Here is a 17,003-nt window from a genome sequence, read left to right as displayed (position 1 = left end):
CCGAAGCCGCCTGTACGGAGGGCTGAGCGGGCGCGGCTGGAGTTGTCGGCTGTGCGACAGCCTGTACCGGCTGCGGCGCTTGCTGCCACTGGGCAACGGGCTGGGCGGCATCCTGCTGCGGCGCGAACGTAAAGGTATCCCGAGGCTGTTCCGGGGCGTAAGAAATCGTCTGTTGCGGCTCTTCCGCGTGGGGTTGTGCAGGCTGAACCGGAACCTGCTGCTCCGCCGCATACGGCTGCACGGGTTGAACTTGCGGTTCCGCCTGAGGCCGCGCGGGGGCGGGCTGCGTTTCGGGAATGGTGAGGGCCAGCAGCGGGTTTTCCCCGGCGAGAAGGTTCACGCCCTTGGCGGCGGCATCCGTCGGCGAAGCCAAGTGGATGTTCACCTGCGGCGCGAATGTTCCCGTTCCCGCGCACGGTTCTTCCGGCTGAAAATCGAAGGTGTCGTGCTCGGACGGCGGTTCCCAGAGCTTGAGCGGATCCCCTGCGTCCTTTTTCGGTACGGCGGGCGTTTCCTCAGGCGTCAGGGAGAAGGGCGGATCCATGCTGAGCGGCTCCTCGCGCTTGGGCGCGGGCCTTTCCTCTTCCTCATGGATGTCGAACAGCGCGATGACGTCGGCGGCCGTTTCCCCTTCCGCTTTTTTGTCCTTGTGGGGCAACCCGATTTTGGGCAGGGCGACCTTGGGCATGGATACCTTGGAGAGGCGCTCCGGCAGGTCGTCGAGAGAGAAGGGCGTCCCGCTCAGTTGTTCTCTCAGCAGACCCCACCCCTTGCGGATAAGCGCGATCCACGCGATGCCGAAGGCCATCTCAAGGGAGATGAACAACAAGAACAGCCAAATCAGGGAAGACCCCACCGGACTGAACAGGGTGGTGAACTTGGTATAGAGGCTCATGCCGAGCATACCTCCGCCCCGGACGTCTCCGATGCCGAGGTTCCAGGCCGCACCGAGGGAAATGAGGCAAGCCGCCAGAAGGGTGAAGCCGAACCAGCGCCACCACGGCATGGTGAACCATGTGGAGACGCAGCCCGCTCCCCAAGCGAGGAAGACGAGGGGCCAGACAAGCGCGGCGAACCCGAAAATATCGACCAGAAGCCCGCTGAGGTACGCGCCGAAGAGCCCGGCGTAATTTTTGACGATTGCAGGGTTGCTCACGGCATGGTTGATGCTGGGGTCGTTCTGATCAAAGGACACCAGGCTCAAGAGCACCAGCAGTCCCCAGAAAATAAGAAAAAGCCCAAACAGTTCCCGGGCGATCTTGCGTCCGTCCGTAATGGCAACCTCCTCCGGCGCTCTCCGTTTTGTCTGCATGATAGAGATATAAGGCGATGTGTTGAAGCGGGGAATCATCCGGCCCGGAAGCGGGTACCGGGCCGGAAAAAGCATTATTCGCGGCCGAGATAGCCGTTGGTGCGGGTATCGACCTTGACGCGGTCGCCGATATTCACGAAAATCGGAACCTGAATGACGACGCCGGTTTCGAGGGTGGCGGGCTTGGTCACGTTGCTCACCGTGTCGCCCTTGGCGCCGGGTTCGGTCTCGGTGACTTCAAGGACGAGGGATGCCGGGATTTCGATGTCCAGCGGCTTTTCGTTGTAGAGCAGCACGCGGCATTCCTGGCCGTCCTTGAGGTAGTTGGCCTTGCCGTCGGTGGCTTCGGCGTCCATGTGCATCTGATCATAGGTGGTCATGTCCATGAACACGAGCTGTTCGCCCTCGTGATACAGGAACTGCATGTCGCGGGATTCGAGATTCGGGCGGTCGACCTTCTCGCCGGAACGGAAGGTGTTGTCCAGCACTCGGCCGTTGAGGATGTTACGCAGCTTGGTACGTACCATAGCTCCGCCTTTGCCGGGCTTGAAGTGTTGGAATTCGATGATTTCGAAGGGAGTCCCGTCGATTTCGATTTTAAGCCCCTTGCGGAAATCCGTGGTAGAATACATGCTGCCTCCAAAAACAGTGCTGAATATCAAATACGTACCAAGGGAGTGCTCCGCGCCCCCCGCTTGTTCCTTATCCGGAGCAATCGGACGGCTGCCGCGATTGCTTTTCACGCTGCGGCAGGATAGCCTTGCCACTGCAACTTGATATTGTCGAACATCAGGCCGCGCTTGTCAACATACACCGGAGGTTCCCGTATGATGAAAGAGACTCCCCCCACACTGACCCTTGAGGCGACGACGTTCAACAAGCCGCAGCTTCAGGAACAGCTTTCCGTGCTCGAGCAGCGTCAGGAAGCGCAGATCGCGCTTGCCGGGCGTTCCAATGTGGGGAAGTCGTCCCTCGTCAACGCCCTCGCCCGCCGCAAGCAGCTTGCCAAGATCAGCGCGACGCCGGGCAAGACGCGTTCCATCAATTTCTACAGGGTCGCCCCCGACGGCTTTTCTCTGGTCGATCTTCCGGGCTACGGCTATGCGAAGTGTTCGCAGGAAGAGCGCAAGAGTTGGGCCAAGCTCATTGAATACTACCTCACGAACACCCCGACGCTCAAGGCCTTAGCCCTGCTGCTCGACTGCCGGATTCCGCCGCAGGCATTGGACCGAGATCTCGCGGACTTCGCGCGCGGGCACGGCATCCCGCTTTTGCCCGTCCTGACCAAGGCCGACAAGTGCACGCAGGTCGAACGCAGCAAGCGCCAGCAGGAGTGGAGCCGTTTGCTCAACGGCATCATGCCCCTTCCCGTTTCCTCCAAGGACATGCGCGGTGTCGATGCCCTCTGGTCCGAGCTGCGCCGTTTCGCGGGGACGGGGAAAAGCGTGGGTGAAGAGGAGTAAGAATTGGGGAAAGGAGGACCTTTCTGAGGAGAGGCTCCTCCCTCCCTTCCCCAACCCTCACCCCTCCCCCACATCAGACATCCTCCCCTTCCTCTCCACTCTTCCCCCGAACGCTTGAGCGGGGATGCGCCTTGTCGTAGACGCGCATAAGATGATCAAGGGTGATGTGCGTGTAGCGCTGGGTGGTGGAAAGGCTGGCATGGCCGAGCAGTTCCTGTACGGAGCGCATATCCGCGCCGTTCTCCAGCATGTGCGTGGCGAAGGTGTGGCGCAGGGTGTGCGGCGACAGATGTTGCGGCAACCCGGCGCTTTTGCGGATCTCGTCGAGAATCCGCGCCGCCTGCCTCCGGTTGAGCCGCTTGCCTCTGTTGCCCACGAAAAGGGCTTTCTCGGCGGGCGGGGCGATGAGCGCGCGCACCCTGAGCCAGAGGAACAGCGCCCTGACGGACGTATCGCTCAACGGCGCGATGCGTTCCTTGGAACCCTTGCCCATGACCCGGATGAAACCGCTTGCCGGGTCCACATCGTCCACATCCAGATCGAGGGCTTCGGAAATACGCAGCCCGGAACCGTAGAGCAGTTCCGCCAGCGCCAGATCGCGGGTGTGCCCGGCGTGCTCGCGGTCCGTGACCGCCTGCTCGGCCTGCCGGGAACCATCAAGGCCCGCCGCGCCGCCGGACTCCACGCTGGCCTCGTCCAGCAGGGTGAACATCTGATCCACGTTCAGCGCCGTGGGGTGGCGGAGTTCCCGCTTGGGGTTACGCACGAGCTTTGCCGGGTTCTTGTCGATTTTCTTCATCTTCATGAGATACCGGAACAGCGAGCGCAGGGCCGAAAGCTTGCGGCCGATGGAACTGCGGGCTTGGCCTTCATGAAAAAGATGCGCGGAATAGTCCTGAAAGTGGTATTTTTCCAGCTCTCCGGGCCGGGCGAGCGAGTGCTGCTCACGGTGGAGCCATTCCTCGAACTGGAGGAGATCCGTGCGGTACGCCGAGATCGTGGCGGGGGAAAATCCTTTTTGATCGTTCATCCACGTCAGGAACTGTTCCACATCCTGCGGAAGCGGGGGCATTGCGGGGGCGGGGGTGGGCATCGAAGATTCCTTATAATGATAAACGGCGGTCCGGCGATCAGGTCAACGCATAGCGGAGATCGGGGCGCTGGCGGATCAGGCCGCGTACTTCGAGGATGATGAGCGTGGAACCGGCTTCGCCGGGATCACATCCAAGCGATTGGCAAACGTCGTCGATGGCGCGGGGGCTTTGGGCGAGGAGCGTCAGGATACGGCCCTCAAGCGTGCTGCGGTCCGGTTGCCTGAGAGGCGGCGGGGCGGCGGGAGCGGGCTGGAAAGGCTCCTGAGGCACGTCGAGGCTGTAAGGCCGCGGCGCGGAATCCGGCTGAGGGAGGAGCGTTTTGAGTTGGGCGGAAAGATCCGAAAGGATGTCGGAGAAGGAAAAGATCGGTTGCGCGCCATCACGGATGAGCTTCTGGCAACCTTCGGCATATTTCGAGCCGATGCCGCCGGGCACGGCGTAGACGGCGCGGTTCTGCTCAAGCGCGAGCCGGGCGGTGATGAGGCTGCCGCTGCGGAGGGCGGCTTCCACGACTACGACGCCGAGCGAAAGGCCGCTGATGATCCGGTTGCGGATGGGGAAATGCCGGGGGTCCGGAAGCGTTCCGGGCGCGTATTCCGAAATGAGCAGTCCCCGTTGGATGATCGACCGGCGCAGTCCGTCATTTTCTTTGGGGTAGCAGACATCGGGGCCCGCGCCGAGCACGGCGATGGTCCCGCCCGGCAGATCGAGGGCGGCGAGATGTGCCTGCTTGTCGATGCCGATGGCGAGGCCGGAAACCACGGTGATGCCCGAGGCCGCGAGGCCGCTGGCTATGGCTTGTGCCGCGCGGATCCCTTCCCTGCTGCATGTCCGGGTTCCGACGATGCTCACGCAGGGATTGCCGAGCAGGCTCATGTCCCCTTGGCAGTAGAGGCGTATCGGCGCATCCGGCAAGTCCTTGAGCAGCGCTGGGTAGCGGCTGTCGGTCCAGAGCAGGACGGTTCCGGCGAGTTTCCGTGTTGCGTCCCATTCTTTCCGGGCGGGCTCGCGCCATTTTTCCGAGCGGAATTCGCGGATCAGATCTTCCCGCAAGCCCGCTTCGCGCCAGTCGTTGGCGCGCCGCACGGCCTCGAATGCCGAGCCGAACGCATCCAGAAGGCGTTTGCGGCTTCTGGCTCCGAGCCCGTCGGTATGCGAAAGGGCCAGCGCCGCCCAGAATTCGGCGCGTGAGGCGGCGTCCAGAGCGCCGAGCGCGGTGGGCACGGCGGGGATATCCACGGCGTAGGGCGCGTCAATGGGGCGTTCGGGCTCGCGCAGTTCGCAGCCGGGCGAGTCGTTTTCGGGAAAAAGGTCGGTTTTTCTCATGATCGTCCTGATGTTGGGCTGTTCAGCATACGGGGAACACCGCCGGATTTCAAGCGACGGGGGATATGCGTGCGGATTGTTTCCGGGGAAGGGATCGGGTAGGGTGGGGCTGTTTCAAGCACTTTAGAAGAGAAGGAGTTCCTGTGAGCAAGGAATATGATCCGTTCATGCATACGGCGGAACATGTGTTGAACCAGACGATGGTGCGCATGTTCGGGTGCGGGCGTTCGTTCAGTTCGCATTTGAATGCGGACAAGTCTAAATGTGATTATCATTTTCCTCGTCCGCTGGAAGACGCCGAGGCCGCCGAACTGGAGCGGAGGATCAACGAGGTATTGGCACAGCATATGCCGGTGCGGACGGAGATGCTCCCCCGCGAAGAGGCGGGCAAGCTGGTCGATCTCGGTCGGCTCCCGGCGCATCTTGAAGGCGAAGAGGAGCTGATGGTCCGCATCGTGACCGTGGGCGATTATGATATTTGTCCCTGCATCGGGGAGCATGTTGAAAATACATCCGAGGTCGGCGCATTTCGGCTGGTTTCGCACGATTTTACTCCGCCGCAGGGCGATGGAGAGGCCGGACGCCTCAGAATCCGCTTCAAATTGAAGAAAAACGCCTGATCTAGGCCGTTTTACAAGACGGGAATTTCGTGTTTTACTTGAAGATATACATTATCTGGAGGCCAAAATGCCAATAAAAGCTGCCGTTATGGGTTTGGGCAATATCGGACGTTACGCCATCGAAGCGCTGGAAATCCAGCCCGATTTCACCTGCGTGGGCGTCATTCGCCGGAAAGAATCCCTTGGAAAGGATGCGCACGATCTGCGCGGCGTTCCGGAATACGCCAGCCTTGCGGATCTGGAAGCCGTGTCCGGCAAGCCGGATGTCGTGCTGCTGTGCGCCCCTTCCCGCAAGATCCCAGAAGTCGCGGGCGATCTGCTCGGCAAGGGCTATAACACCGTGGACAGCTTCGACATCCACGACCGGATTGTCGAAACCATCGGCCTGCTTGAAACGCAGGCCGTGAAGGGCAAGGCCGTGGCCATCACCGCCGCCGGATGGGACCCCGGCACGGACTCCGTGATGCGCGCCCTGTTTGAGGCGATGGCCCCTGTGGGCGTTACCTTCACCAACTTCGGACGCGGTCGTTCCATGGGCCACTCCGTAGCCGCCCGCGCCATTGCCGGCGTGGCCGACGCCACCTCGATCACCATTCCTCTGGGCGGCGGGCGTCATTCCCGCCTCGTCTATGTGGTGCTTGAGGAAGGTGCGACGTTTGAGGCCGTGAAGGCCGCGATTCAGGCCGACCCCTATTTCAGCCATGATCCGCTGGATGTGCGGCAGGTGACCAAGGACGAGCTGCCCCGCGTGGCGGACGCCTCCCACGGCGTGCTGATGGAGCGCGTCGGCGCTTCCGGGCTCACCGCCAACCAGCATTTCACGTTCGACATGCGCATCGACAACCCGGCTTTGACCGCTCAGGTCCTCGTGTCCAGCGCCCGCGCCGCCGTGCGCCTTGCCCAGTCCGGGCGTTCCGGGGCGTATACGCTGATCGATGTGCCGCCCGTCCTGCTCCTGCCCGGTGAACGCATCGACAACATCGGCCGTCTCGTCTAGCGGTCTGCCGTACGGTGACGTTTTAAGGGCCTTCCTCCGGGGAGGCCCTTTTCATTTGCCATGTCGCGGTGAATAAACGCTTTTCCCCATTTTTACCAGCCGCCAACGATTACCGCCCCCCCTTCCCCGATTCTTTGCGCACCATATGAAAAAGGCCCGGAAAGTCGCCTTTCCGAGCCTTCTTCATGAACGTAATAAAATGTTCGTCTATGAAATGGCGCTGCAACAGGATTGTTGCAGGCCGTACACGGGAATGTTGTGCATCTATTTCATAACGCTTCCCCTGAGGAAGCGGAGCCAAAGAAAAACCCTCGCTCCAGCCTTAAGGCGAGCAAGGGCGAAAATATATGGAGCGGGAGACGGGATTTGAACCCGCGACTTCAACCTTGGCAAGGTTGCACTCTACCACTGAGTTACTCCCGCAGAACGAGGGAGTGTTTATAACGGACAGCGCTTTCCGTCAAGTTTTTTTTGCAAAAAAAGAAAACTTTTTTTGCCGGACCCGGCGAAGCAAGGCGTTGCATCGGGTGAGAGGATACTGTACACAGCAAAGGCTTTGTTGTTTTTCAACCTGTTGCGTGAGGATAGTCCGCCGTGTCGCGCCGTTTTTCCTTGTTTGGGGCTTGTCTGCTGTGTTTGTTGTTGTCCGCCTGCGGAGGGAAGTCAACCCGGCCTGATGTCGTCCAGCCTGATGTGCCGGAGGCCGTGCGCGTCGCGCCGCTGGAAACCCCCGGCGTATTCCCGGTTTCGGAGGCTGAGGCGCAGCGCCTTTCACGGGGGCTGGCTCCGGCCCGGCAAGGTATGCGCTCATGGAAGGATATGCGTTTCGCGGTGGAGCAGAGCCTTGCCTACGTGCGGGCGAAACCTTCGTCCCGTGTGGCCGTGAACTACCCTTCGCTTCAAGTCACCTACGGCGAGATGGAAAAAGGGCTCGAACGCTTGCTGCGTTTGCTTCCTTTCCTTGATAAGGCCCCGGAAGTGCTGGCTTCCGACTTCCGTTGGGTTCGCATCGGCCCGGACTTCGGCTTCACCGGCTATTACGAGCCGGAGATCCCGGCGTCCCACGTCCGCAAGGGGCGTTTTCAATACCCTATCTACAAATCCCCTCCGGATCTGCGCAAAAAGCGCCCCTATCACACCCGTCACGCCATCGACTGCAAGGGCGCGTTGAAGGGGCGCGGGCTGGAACTGGCGTGGGTGGAAGATCCGGTGGACATCTTCATGCTCCAGATTCAGGGGTCAGGACGGCTGCGTTTTGAGGACGGTTCGGTGCGCTCTGTGCTGTACGACGGGCAGAACGGGCACAAGTACGTCGCGCTTGGCCGGGTCATGGTCGATCGGGGGCTGTTGAAACGGGAAGAGGTGAGCATGTTCTCCATCCGGGAATGGCTGGCCGCGCACCCCGATCAGGTGACGGACCTGCTGGACACGAACCCGAGCTATGTGTTCTTCAAACTCGGTAAGCCGGGGACTTCGGGTTCCAAAGGCAGCATGGGCCGCAGGATCACGCCGTGGGTGAGCGTGGCCACCGACCAGAGCGTCTTGCCCAACGGGCTGCTGACGCTGATGAACGTCACGCTGCCCGACGAGGGAGGCGAACACAGTGTCCCGTTCAACGCGCTGACGTTGCCGCAGGATACGGGCGGGGCGATCAAGCGCAACCGCGTGGATCTGTTCTGCGGCAACGGAGAAACGGCGACGCACACGGCCAGTTATCTGGACAACCGGGGAGCGGTGTTTCTGCTGCTTCCTCGATAGGATTTTGAAAACGCCAGCGTTTTTCGCCGGATAGGTGAGAACGCCGAGGCGGTTTGCTTGCAAGGGGCGTGCGTTTTCGCTATCGTGCGGAGATCGCGCGCCCTTGCGCATGACCTTTTGCCCGGATAGGCACAGATGAATTTCGTTACGCTGGAGTTCGCAACCTTTTTCCTGTTCGTCCTTGTCGCGGGCTGGCTGCTGCGTGAGAGGGAAGGGGAATACAGGGCGTTTCTGCTCGTCTGCAATCTCTTTTTTTATGCGCTCGCGGGCATGGTCTTTGTCCCATTGCTGCTGGCCGTGGCGGTGCTCAACTGGGGGGCCGTCCACCTGATGTCCCGTTTTTCGGGGCAGCCGCGCAAACGGAAAGGCGTCATCGCGCTGGATGTGGCCCTGCATGTGGCCCTGCTGGCGTTCTTCAAGTATTATGAATTCCTCATTCTGGGGCTGGAATCGCTGGCAAGCGCCGCCGGGCTCGACACCGGCATCCTGCGCCATGCGTTGCCCTCGATGGAGATCCTGTTCCCCGTAGGGCTGTCTTTTTACACGTTCCAGGGGTTGTCCTACGCCATCGATCATTACCGCTGCCCGGACGAGCCGCCGCGCGCGTTTCTGGACGTACTGCTGTTCGTGTCCTTCTTCCCCACGATCATGGCGGGGCCGATCATGCGCGCCCGGCAGTTCCTGCCGCAGCTTGGGCACCGGACATGGGATTCCCGCGACTTGCAGGAAGGGTTCGCGCTTATCCTCAGCGGGCTGTTCAAGAAGGTCGTGATCGCCAGCTACCTGTCCGAGCATATCGTGCGCGACGTGTTCGAATCGCCGGAATTTTACTCCTCGTGGACGATCCTCGCCGCCGTGTATGCCTACTCCATACAGATCTTCTGTGATTTTTCAGGATATTCGGACATGGCGATCGGCGTGGGGCGGCTCATGGGGTTCCGCCTGCCGGAGAACTTCCGTTCACCGTACCTTGCGTTGAACATACAGGATTTCTGGCGGCGCTGGCACATCACCCTGTCCCTGTGGCTCCGCGATTACCTGTATATCCCGCTTGGCGGGAGCCGCCGGGGGAACCGTTACCTGAACCTGATCATCACGATGGCGCTCGGCGGGCTGTGGCACGGCTCGAATATCCGTTTTCTGGTCTGGGGAGTCATGCATGGGGTGGGGCTGGCCGTCGTCCATGCCTTCCATGAACTGAAAAAGCGTTTCTGGCCGGACGGGTTCACGCCCAGCCCGGCTTTGCACTGGTGCGGCGTGGGCGCGGCATGGCTGCTGACGTTCCACTTCGTGTCCTTCCTGTGGGTATTTTTCCGGGCGGAAGACATGGAGCGGAGCCTTGAAATCCTGCGCCGCGTCTTTGTCTTCGGGCAGCCCGGCGAAGGTTTCCCGTTGCTGGTGATCCCCGCGGTGCTCATAGGTCTGGCGCTGCAGCTTTTCGGGGCGAGGCTGTTCGCCGCGTTCGTGGATGCGCAGGAGCGCCTGCCGTGGGCCGTGCAGGCCGTGGTCCTTGCGCTCGTGGGCGGTTTTATCCTGAAGATGGGTCCGGATGGCGTCATGCCTTTCATTTATTTTCAATTTTGATTTCATGAGGGGCCGTGCATGAAGAACCCTTTCCGATCCGAGCGGGGAACGCTCACGTCCGGTCGTGCCTGCGCCGTATACGCGCTGGCCTTCGTCTTGATGCTTTTTCTGGACGCGACGCGTTTCTCCAGCTTTCTGGACCGGGTCGGCATCGATTTTCCGCCCGCCGCCGTGGTAGGGCAGACGGTGAAGGGCGTGGCCGAAGCGACGGGCCTCGCCGCCTTTTCGGAGGCGGAAACCCGATTGGTGACCGCGTTCAACACGGATAAAACTCTTGGGACCGTCAAAGGGCCGTCCGTATCCGCTGCGCCGAGCACGGCCCCGCAGCGGCCCGTAGCCGATGCGCTGGCGGACTTTTCCCGTGAGGCGGCTTCTCCCGCACAGCCGGAGCCCCAGGTCGAAGAGATTCCCGCTTCCGTCCCTCCCGCCGCCGTACCTGAACAGGCCGTGCAGACTCCCGGGGCGCAGCCGGAAACAGGGGTTCCGCCGCCTCCGGTTCACGCGGAAACGGAACGCAAGCCGCTGGTGCTGCTCGTGGGCGACTCCATGATGATGGAAGGGTTCGGGCCCGTGCTCCAGCGTACTCTGCGCAAGCGCCCGGATCTGGAAGTGGTGCGCGAAGGCAAATATTCGACCGGACTCAGCCGTCAGGACTATTTCGATTGGCCCGCGCAGCTTGAGCAGCTGGTGGCGAAGTACAACCCGGATATGGTCGTGATCTGCATGGGGGCCAATGACCCGCAGGACATCATCGACGAGAACCGCAAGCGCCATCACGCCGACAGTGAATCGTGGAAGACGATTTATCGGAGCCGCGCCGAACGCCTGCTTGCCGTGGCCACGGCCAAGGGTGCCAAGGCCGTATGGGTCGGCCTGCCCGTCATGGGCAAGGAACCGTATTCGACCCGCGTCCGCCGCTTGAGCGAGCTGCAAAAGGAAGCCTGCGAGACGTATCATGCCGCCTTCGTGGATACGGTCAAGGTGCTGGCCGACGCTCAGGGCAACTACACGACATTCAAGGTCGACGACAAGGGACGCCATGTCCGGCTGCGCTATAAGGATATGGTGCATGTGACCGAGGACGGTGGAGCCATGCTGTCCGCCGCCGTGGAACCTGTTGTCGAAAAGGAACTTCTTCTTGGCAAGAACAAGGCGGCGGAACGTCCCGTGCCTCAGGCGCTGCCTTCCTCCCCATCATCTTCTTCTCCCCTACCGGCGAAGTCCCCTTTGCCTGCCGTCGCTGAGGCCTCCGCGGAGCAGGGCGGCATTCCGTTCACTGTGGACTCCGTGTTCCGTGGAGGGAAGGTTCCCTGTTACGCCTTCCTTCCCGCCGACCGCAAGCCGGGCGAGCAGTTCCCTGTCGTGTATCTGCTGCATGGCGCGTTTGAGGATGCGGGCGTCTGGAACACGCGGGCCGGGGCGCTGTTGTCGAAGCTGGCGACCCGCGAGCGGCTGGTGTTCATCGCGCCGTCATGCGGCCGCACAGGCTGGTACGCGGACAGCCCCTATTTGAAGAAAAGCCGCATTGAGAGCTTTTTCGCGCGCGAGTTGATGCCGTATGTGGAGCGGGCTTTCCCTGTGCTGCCGAAACGCGGCGTCATGGGCATGTCGATGGGCGGGCATGGCTCCTTTGTCCTTGCGCTGCGGCATCCCGGCACATTCGCTTCGGTCAGCTCCATGAGCGGGGTTATGGACATTACCCGGCATCCCGATCAATGGAAGATCCGCGACGTGCTCGGCCCTATGAACGCCAACAAGGCGTTGTGGCAGTCCTATTCCGCCGAAGAGCTGCTGAAACGGTCGAAGGCCGCCGGGATGCCCGCCATGCTCATCACCACAGGGCAGCAGGACGCGTATGTCGTGCCTGAGAACCGCGCCTTTCGGGATACGCTCCGCCGGGGCGGGTTCTCCTATCAGTACCGGGAAGCGCCCGGCCTTCACGATTGGACATATTGGCTTGACGAACTTCCCTTACATGTAGCGTTCCATGCGGGGGTGTTGCATCGGTAGCAGAGTGTGCCGAAGGGCCGGTGGTGGCTCCGGATATCATATCCTTGCACGGAAAATCCCTCTCCTCTTCCAAAACCGACGCCCGCTGGAACAGGGCAGAGTCATACATCGTAACAACGAAAAGCCGTCCTTTCTCTGAGCGGGAAAAGGACGGCTTCTTTATTTTGTATGGGCTACTTTGCCTTGCGGAGCGTGTGCCATTCCGGATCGTCGGTCAGATAGCGCGGGCGCTCAGCGAGGAGCTTTGCCTTGTCGCCATAGCCGTACAGGGCCGCGATGGTGGCTATGCCCTGTTCGTTGCCGCCTCTGATATCGAGGGCCGTGTCTCCCACCATGACCATTGAAGCGGAATCGAGGGCATGGCGCTCCATAAGGAGACGGATGATATCCTTTTTGCAGAGTTGCCGGTCCGGCAGGGAATCCGTGCAGCCGACGCCTTCGAGGAAGGGCATGAACCCCTTGAGCGTAAGCATCCTTTGCGCGGCGGCCTCCGGTTTGTGCGTAGCGACGAACAGGCGGCAGTCTTTGGCCCGCAAACGCTCAAGCAACGCGAAGATGCCGGGGTAAGGAGTGCTTTGGGGGAAGGTGCCGCCAAAATAGAGGTCACGGAATGCGGCCACATGCCGGGCGATTTTCGCTTCGTCGGCGTCCGGGCAGACTTCACGGAAAATACCTTCCAGCGGAGGGCCGATGATGGAGAGCTCCATCCGAGGGACCGGATCGCCCGCGTCACGCAGGACGGCGGCAATGGCTTCGAGAACATCCGGCGCGCTATCCACAAGCGTGCCGTCAAGGTCAAAGAGAATGGTCGAGAAAGGGAACGCGGAAAGCTGCATCAAAAACTCCTTGCAATGTCCACCGGAAAAGCCGCAAGCCTCGCCATATGAGGGCGTATACGGGAAAGCGGGCTTCCTTCTTACGGCGGTGCGTTGCCGCAGGTTAACCTATGCGGCGCTTCGGCGGTTTCCGTTGTCGCTCGCCCACGGCCTCTTGGTCAAGCGCGTGGGACATGTTGAGGCGGGAAATCATCTTGAGCGATGAGGAGGCGATGCACCATTGGGGGTGGATATTCCCGTATGGTTTATCATCAGGGGATACTCACAATCCTCCCAAATGCCCTCGGAAGCAGGGCATGAAAACCGTGTCGGCACGCTGTCAGGGGAGGAAGGCCGTTCGCTGGCGGCATCCCCACTTCCTGACGGAAACGTATCGGTGAATACGCGGAGGGAAACATGTTTGAAAGGGGCGGGTTCGCTCTTGAGCCCGCCCCAATCATAGGTGCACGGAGGAATAGGCCTACAAGCGTTTCCGTTCTCGCGCAAAAGAGAAAGGACGGTTCCGGATAGGCACATCGCACCGGGAGGCGCTTTTTACTCCGAGTAAATGTCTTCCTTCGTAAAATGGCCGGGTTCGATCAGCACCTTGTTGATGTTTTCTCTGGTCACGACTTTACCGTTGATCAGGAACGCATTGATTTTATTGCTACCGTCGCTGCCCAGTTCTGAATTGACGTTGACCTTTTTCTTCGTGGCAAGGTTGTAGGCCTCGTCCACGGCGGCATACGCCAGTTCCCTCAGGTCCATGTAGATGGTCGCGTCCTGCGTGCCCGCGAGGATTCTTTTGATGGCGGAGAGTTCCGCGTCCATGCCGGTGATGACGGCATGGTTGGTGACGTGGAGCTCCTCGAGCGCTTCGGCGGCGGCCCCGGCGAGGCGATCATTGGAGGCGAAGATTGCATCGATACGGTTGCCGTTTGCGGCGACGGCTTCCTTGACCAGCTTCTTGGCTTCAGCAGGGGACCATTTGGGCACGTACGCATCCAGAACCATGTTGAGTTTGCCGCTTTCGATCAGAGGCTTGATGTATTTCATGGCTCCATAATACAAGAACGGCGTGTTGAAGTCGTTCACGTCGCCTTTGAGGACAATGATGTCCCCGTGGTAGACTTTTTCAGTCAGATGCTGCCCCATGTTCTGCCCGATCTTGTAGCAGTCGTACCCGACAAAAAGGTCGACGCTGCCCCCCATAACGGCCCGCGCGTAGGAAACCACTTTGGTGTTCTTCTGTTTGGCGTACATCAGGACATCGTCGACCTTGCGGGTGTTGCTCGGCGTGATGATCAAAACGTCGATACCGTCGGAGAGCATTTCAAGGCACTCCTCGGTCTGTGTTTTGGGGCTGTCCGGCAGGCTGAGCCGCAGTTCGATGTCCGCTCCGAGGGCTTTGGCGCGTTCCTCCATGAACGCCATGTCCTTCTGCCAGCGCGCCGCGCCTCCGGAACCGATGGAAACGCCGATTTTTACCTTGCGGCTGCTGTCCTCGCAACCGCCCAAGCCTAAAAGCAGAATCGCCGCACATATGCAGGACAGCCATTTCTTCAGCATATCCGACCTTCTTTGAATACGTTACGGAAGCTTTCCTCATCCATAGGCTTTGCGAAGTAGTAGCCCTGTGCTATGGAGCAGCCGCACTCCTTCATCAAGCGCACGTTTTCAAGGTGTTCCACGCCCTCGACGACAACCTTGATATTTAGCTTTCTCGCCATATCGGCAATCGACGAGAAGATGATGTTTCGCCTGTTGTTGTCCACCGCTTCGCTCAGGAAGCCCTTGTCGATTTTGAGGACATCGATGGGGATGTCCTTGAGCATATTGAGCGAGGAATAGCCGGAACCGAAATCGTCCATAGCGATTGCAAATCCGTTGGCGTGCATTTTCCGTGTAAAGGCATAGATGGTGTCGATATTGTCGAATATGGCGCTTTCAGTCAGTTCTATTTCAATAAGATGAGCGGGCACGCCGTATTCACATTGTTTCTTGACGATTTTGCTGAGGAAGTCGTTGTCCAGCAGATGGAGGCGCGAGAAGTTCACCGAGACGGGAACACACGCCAGGCCCTGATCGATGAATGATTTCAGAAAGTTGAGGACCTTTTCGTACATGATCATGTCGAGTTCGACGATAAGGCCCGTCTGTTCGCACATGGGAATGAATTCGCTGGGGAAGATGAATTTGCCCTCGCGGGTCTTCCAGCGCACCAGCGCTTCGCCGCCCACGAGGATGCCGCTGTTGATGTCCACCTTGGGCTGGTAGTACGGGATGAATTCATCGTTCTTCAGCGCTTGCTTCACGGCGCGTTTCAACTGCTCGTTATGGATCGTTATCTGTTCGAATTTGTTTGTGTAATAGGCGAATTTTTTATTCAGCACACCCTTGATTGAGCGGGCGGCCGTCCCTGCCTTATCCACCATGAGGTTGATGCTTTCGGTGCTGTCCGTGACGGAATAAATACCCGCTGAAAAATAGAGGGTTATCTCTTCATTCTCGATGGAAGAGAGCAGGGCGTTCAGCCGTCCTTCCGCGGCGTTTTCAAGCAGGATCACAAAATGGTCGCTGTAAATCCTTGCGATCAGTTCGTGGGCATTCAGCTGCTGGCTGATGCTTTCATTGATTTTGCGTAAAATGCGATCGCCGAATTCAAATCCGTAAAAATTGTTTATGTATTTGAAATTGTCGATATCAAATTTGATAATATGGAATTTCTTATGGGGACACTGGGTCAGTATCCCTTGCGCATCGACAAGAAATTTATTGTATGTGTCACCCAGAGTAACCGTATCGACAAAGGCAATTTTTTCCAATTGCGCGCGCTGCTTGTTCTTGTACCACAAGAAATACGTAAGGCTTGAGGTAAAGATAACTACGATGACGAACAGAATGAAATAGAAAATACTGATGACGGTATTGCCGTTGGGAGAAACGGCATTGTTCGGTACGCTTGTAATCAAATACCAGTCGTGGATTTTTTCTATGGGAGTATATGCCGAGAAGATTTCCCTCCCGGCTATCGTCGTCTCGATGAACCCGTTGCGGTTGTTCCGGATATCCCGCTTCATCTGCTCTGAAGCTTTAGGGTTGCCCGCCCCATAGAGATCGCGGAAGTAATTGTCGGACTTCTGCTCACACTTGGGATGCGCCGAGTGAAGGATAACGTATCCTTCACGGTTGATTACATACATATAGCCCTGCGAGGAAAAGATGGAGAGGGAACATATCTTGTACATTTCCTCGAATGTAATGACCTTTTGTATGGTCCCCACAATTTCCCCGTTATACGAGAGCGGCACGCTGATGACGAAAACCTCATCCCCGTTGATGCGTGAAATAAGCTTGTCTGAAATATTGGGGATGCCGTCGATGGCGAGGCGGAAATAATGCCGCCCCGAGATATCCAGCTTCCGGCCGCCATCAAACAAGGCCATGCCGTCCCTGTTCGCAGTGAACAGATCATCCGTGTTGTTTTCTTTGGCGTATTGTTCGATGAGGTCCTGTGTCTTGAGCTTGCCGGAAGATTCCTCGGCCTTCAACCTATCGGAAAGTTTGTTTGCGGTGATATCCAGCGAGTTGACGTTCATCATCAACCTGCTGGTGATGGCGTCCTTGTTCTGGGTCACAATCTCCACCAAATTGATTTTTACGTCCGAATTCAGCAAATTTTGGACATAACGCATGAGAAAGACTACCGAGACAGATAGTGCAAGATTTATAAAAACCATGAATATAGGTAATATATTTTTAAAAAATATTTTTTCTCTCATACGATTCTGTCAGGATAAAAGATATTTATTCTTTTGATAGATAAAAACTTTGTTCCAGCTGGTAGCTGAAGGCTGAAGAGGAAGAATGGAAACAACTCCAATATGGCGATAAGTAATGTTTTTATTCTCTGAGCAAGTATGCTTTAACAAAACTAGTATGTTTTGTGTTAATCGTTGACTTGAATTATATTTTTTTATGATCTGTTTTTTTACCTTATTAACAAAAAGTGTTTTTGATAACG

General features: G+C 58.6%; 13 protein-coding genes and 1 tRNA gene. 6 read left to right on the top strand and 8 right to left on the bottom strand.

The genetic code is table 11. From position 1 onward, the window contains the following. The coding region (locus HMPREF0178_RS05345) for a DNA translocase FtsK 4TM domain-containing protein (RefSeq protein WP_232281202.1) at positions 1-1,312 on the bottom strand (1,312 nt) is incomplete at its 3' end. A 74-nt stretch (positions 1,313-1,386) separates the two neighbouring features. After that, positions 1,387-1,944, bottom strand: coding sequence for an elongation factor P (gene efp / locus HMPREF0178_RS05340; RefSeq protein ID WP_009379660.1), 558 nt, complete (start codon positions 1,942-1,944; stop codon positions 1,387-1,389). Positions 1,945-2,139: 195 nt separating this feature from the next. On the opposite strand from efp, the gene yihA reads away from it, so the two are divergent. Continuing rightward, complete coding sequence (gene yihA / locus HMPREF0178_RS05335; protein WP_009379659.1) at positions 2,140-2,775, top strand: ribosome biogenesis GTP-binding protein YihA/YsxC; 636 nt, start codon at positions 2,140-2,142, stop codon at positions 2,773-2,775. 73 nt (positions 2,776-2,848) lie between these two features. On the opposite strand, the gene HMPREF0178_RS05330 is transcribed toward yihA, so the two are convergent. Both HMPREF0178_RS05330 and dprA read right to left on the bottom strand, forming a co-directional pair. Continuing rightward, positions 2,849-3,868 (bottom strand): tyrosine recombinase XerC, encoded by a 1,020-nt coding sequence (locus HMPREF0178_RS05330; RefSeq protein WP_009379658.1) that lies wholly within the window; start codon positions 3,866-3,868, stop codon positions 2,849-2,851. 37 nt (positions 3,869-3,905) lie between these two features. Beyond that, a complete protein-coding gene (gene dprA, locus HMPREF0178_RS05325; RefSeq protein ID WP_009379657.1) occupies positions 3,906-5,195 on the bottom strand; it encodes a DNA-processing protein DprA in 1,290 nt (429 codons plus the stop codon). 143 nt (positions 5,196-5,338) lie between these two features. Between dprA and HMPREF0178_RS05320 the strand changes: the two genes are divergently transcribed. Together HMPREF0178_RS05320 and HMPREF0178_RS05315 are read left to right on the top strand one after the other, a co-directional pair. Then, positions 5,339-5,815, top strand: coding sequence for a hypothetical protein (locus HMPREF0178_RS05320; RefSeq protein WP_009379656.1), 477 nt, complete (start codon positions 5,339-5,341; stop codon positions 5,813-5,815). A gap of 67 nt (positions 5,816-5,882) precedes the next feature. Then, a complete protein-coding gene (locus HMPREF0178_RS05315; protein ID WP_009379655.1) occupies positions 5,883-6,812 on the top strand; it encodes a diaminopimelate dehydrogenase in 930 nt (309 codons plus the stop codon). A 348-nt stretch (positions 6,813-7,160) separates the two neighbouring features. Here the strand turns inward: HMPREF0178_RS05315 and HMPREF0178_RS05310 are convergent. Then, a tRNA-Gly gene (locus HMPREF0178_RS05310) sits at positions 7,161-7,235 on the bottom strand. Between the two features lie 171 nt (positions 7,236-7,406). Here HMPREF0178_RS05310 and HMPREF0178_RS05305 point away from each other — a divergent pair. From HMPREF0178_RS05305 to HMPREF0178_RS05295, 3 genes are all read left to right on the top strand, one after another. After that, the gene (locus HMPREF0178_RS05305; RefSeq protein ID WP_009379654.1) at positions 7,407-8,570 is read left to right on the top strand and encodes an MltA domain-containing protein; all 1,164 of its coding nucleotides are present in this window, start codon (positions 7,407-7,409) and stop codon (positions 8,568-8,570) included. A 135-nt stretch (positions 8,571-8,705) separates the two neighbouring features. Next, a complete protein-coding gene (locus tag HMPREF0178_RS05300) occupies positions 8,706-10,154 on the top strand; it encodes an MBOAT family protein (RefSeq protein WP_009379653.1) in 1,449 nt (482 codons plus the stop codon). 18 nt (positions 10,155-10,172) lie between these two features. After that, positions 10,173-12,164 (top strand): DUF459 domain-containing protein, encoded by a 1,992-nt coding sequence (locus HMPREF0178_RS05295; RefSeq protein ID WP_009379652.1) that lies wholly within the window; start codon positions 10,173-10,175, stop codon positions 12,162-12,164. A 173-nt stretch (positions 12,165-12,337) separates the two neighbouring features. Here the strand turns inward: HMPREF0178_RS05295 and HMPREF0178_RS05290 are convergent, their stop codons facing one another. The 3 genes from HMPREF0178_RS05290 to HMPREF0178_RS05280 form a co-directional block, all read right to left on the bottom strand. Continuing rightward, a complete protein-coding gene (locus tag HMPREF0178_RS05290) occupies positions 12,338-13,000 on the bottom strand; it encodes an HAD family hydrolase (protein WP_009379651.1) in 663 nt (220 codons plus the stop codon). Positions 13,001-13,534: 534 nt separating this feature from the next. Next, positions 13,535-14,548 carry a substrate-binding domain-containing protein gene (locus HMPREF0178_RS05285; protein WP_009379650.1) on the bottom strand — a complete coding sequence of 338 codons (1,014 nt, stop codon included), beginning with the start codon at positions 14,546-14,548 and terminating at the stop codon, positions 13,535-13,537. Then, on the bottom strand, positions 14,542-16,617 hold the full coding sequence (locus HMPREF0178_RS05280) for an EAL domain-containing protein (RefSeq protein ID WP_232281201.1): 2,076 nt from the start codon (positions 16,615-16,617) through the stop codon (positions 14,542-14,544). The genes HMPREF0178_RS05285 and HMPREF0178_RS05280 overlap by 7 nt, the downstream gene beginning before the upstream one ends. Positions 16,618-17,003: the final 386 nt, after the last annotated feature.

It is taken from the genome of Bilophila sp. 4_1_30, from assembly GCF_000224655.1.
In the GTDB taxonomy this organism is placed as follows: Bacteria; Desulfobacterota; Desulfovibrionia; order Desulfovibrionales; family Desulfovibrionaceae; genus Bilophila; species Bilophila wadsworthia.
The sequence above is the reverse complement of the archived record's forward strand: the minus strand, read 5'-3'. Positions and strand labels throughout refer to the sequence as shown.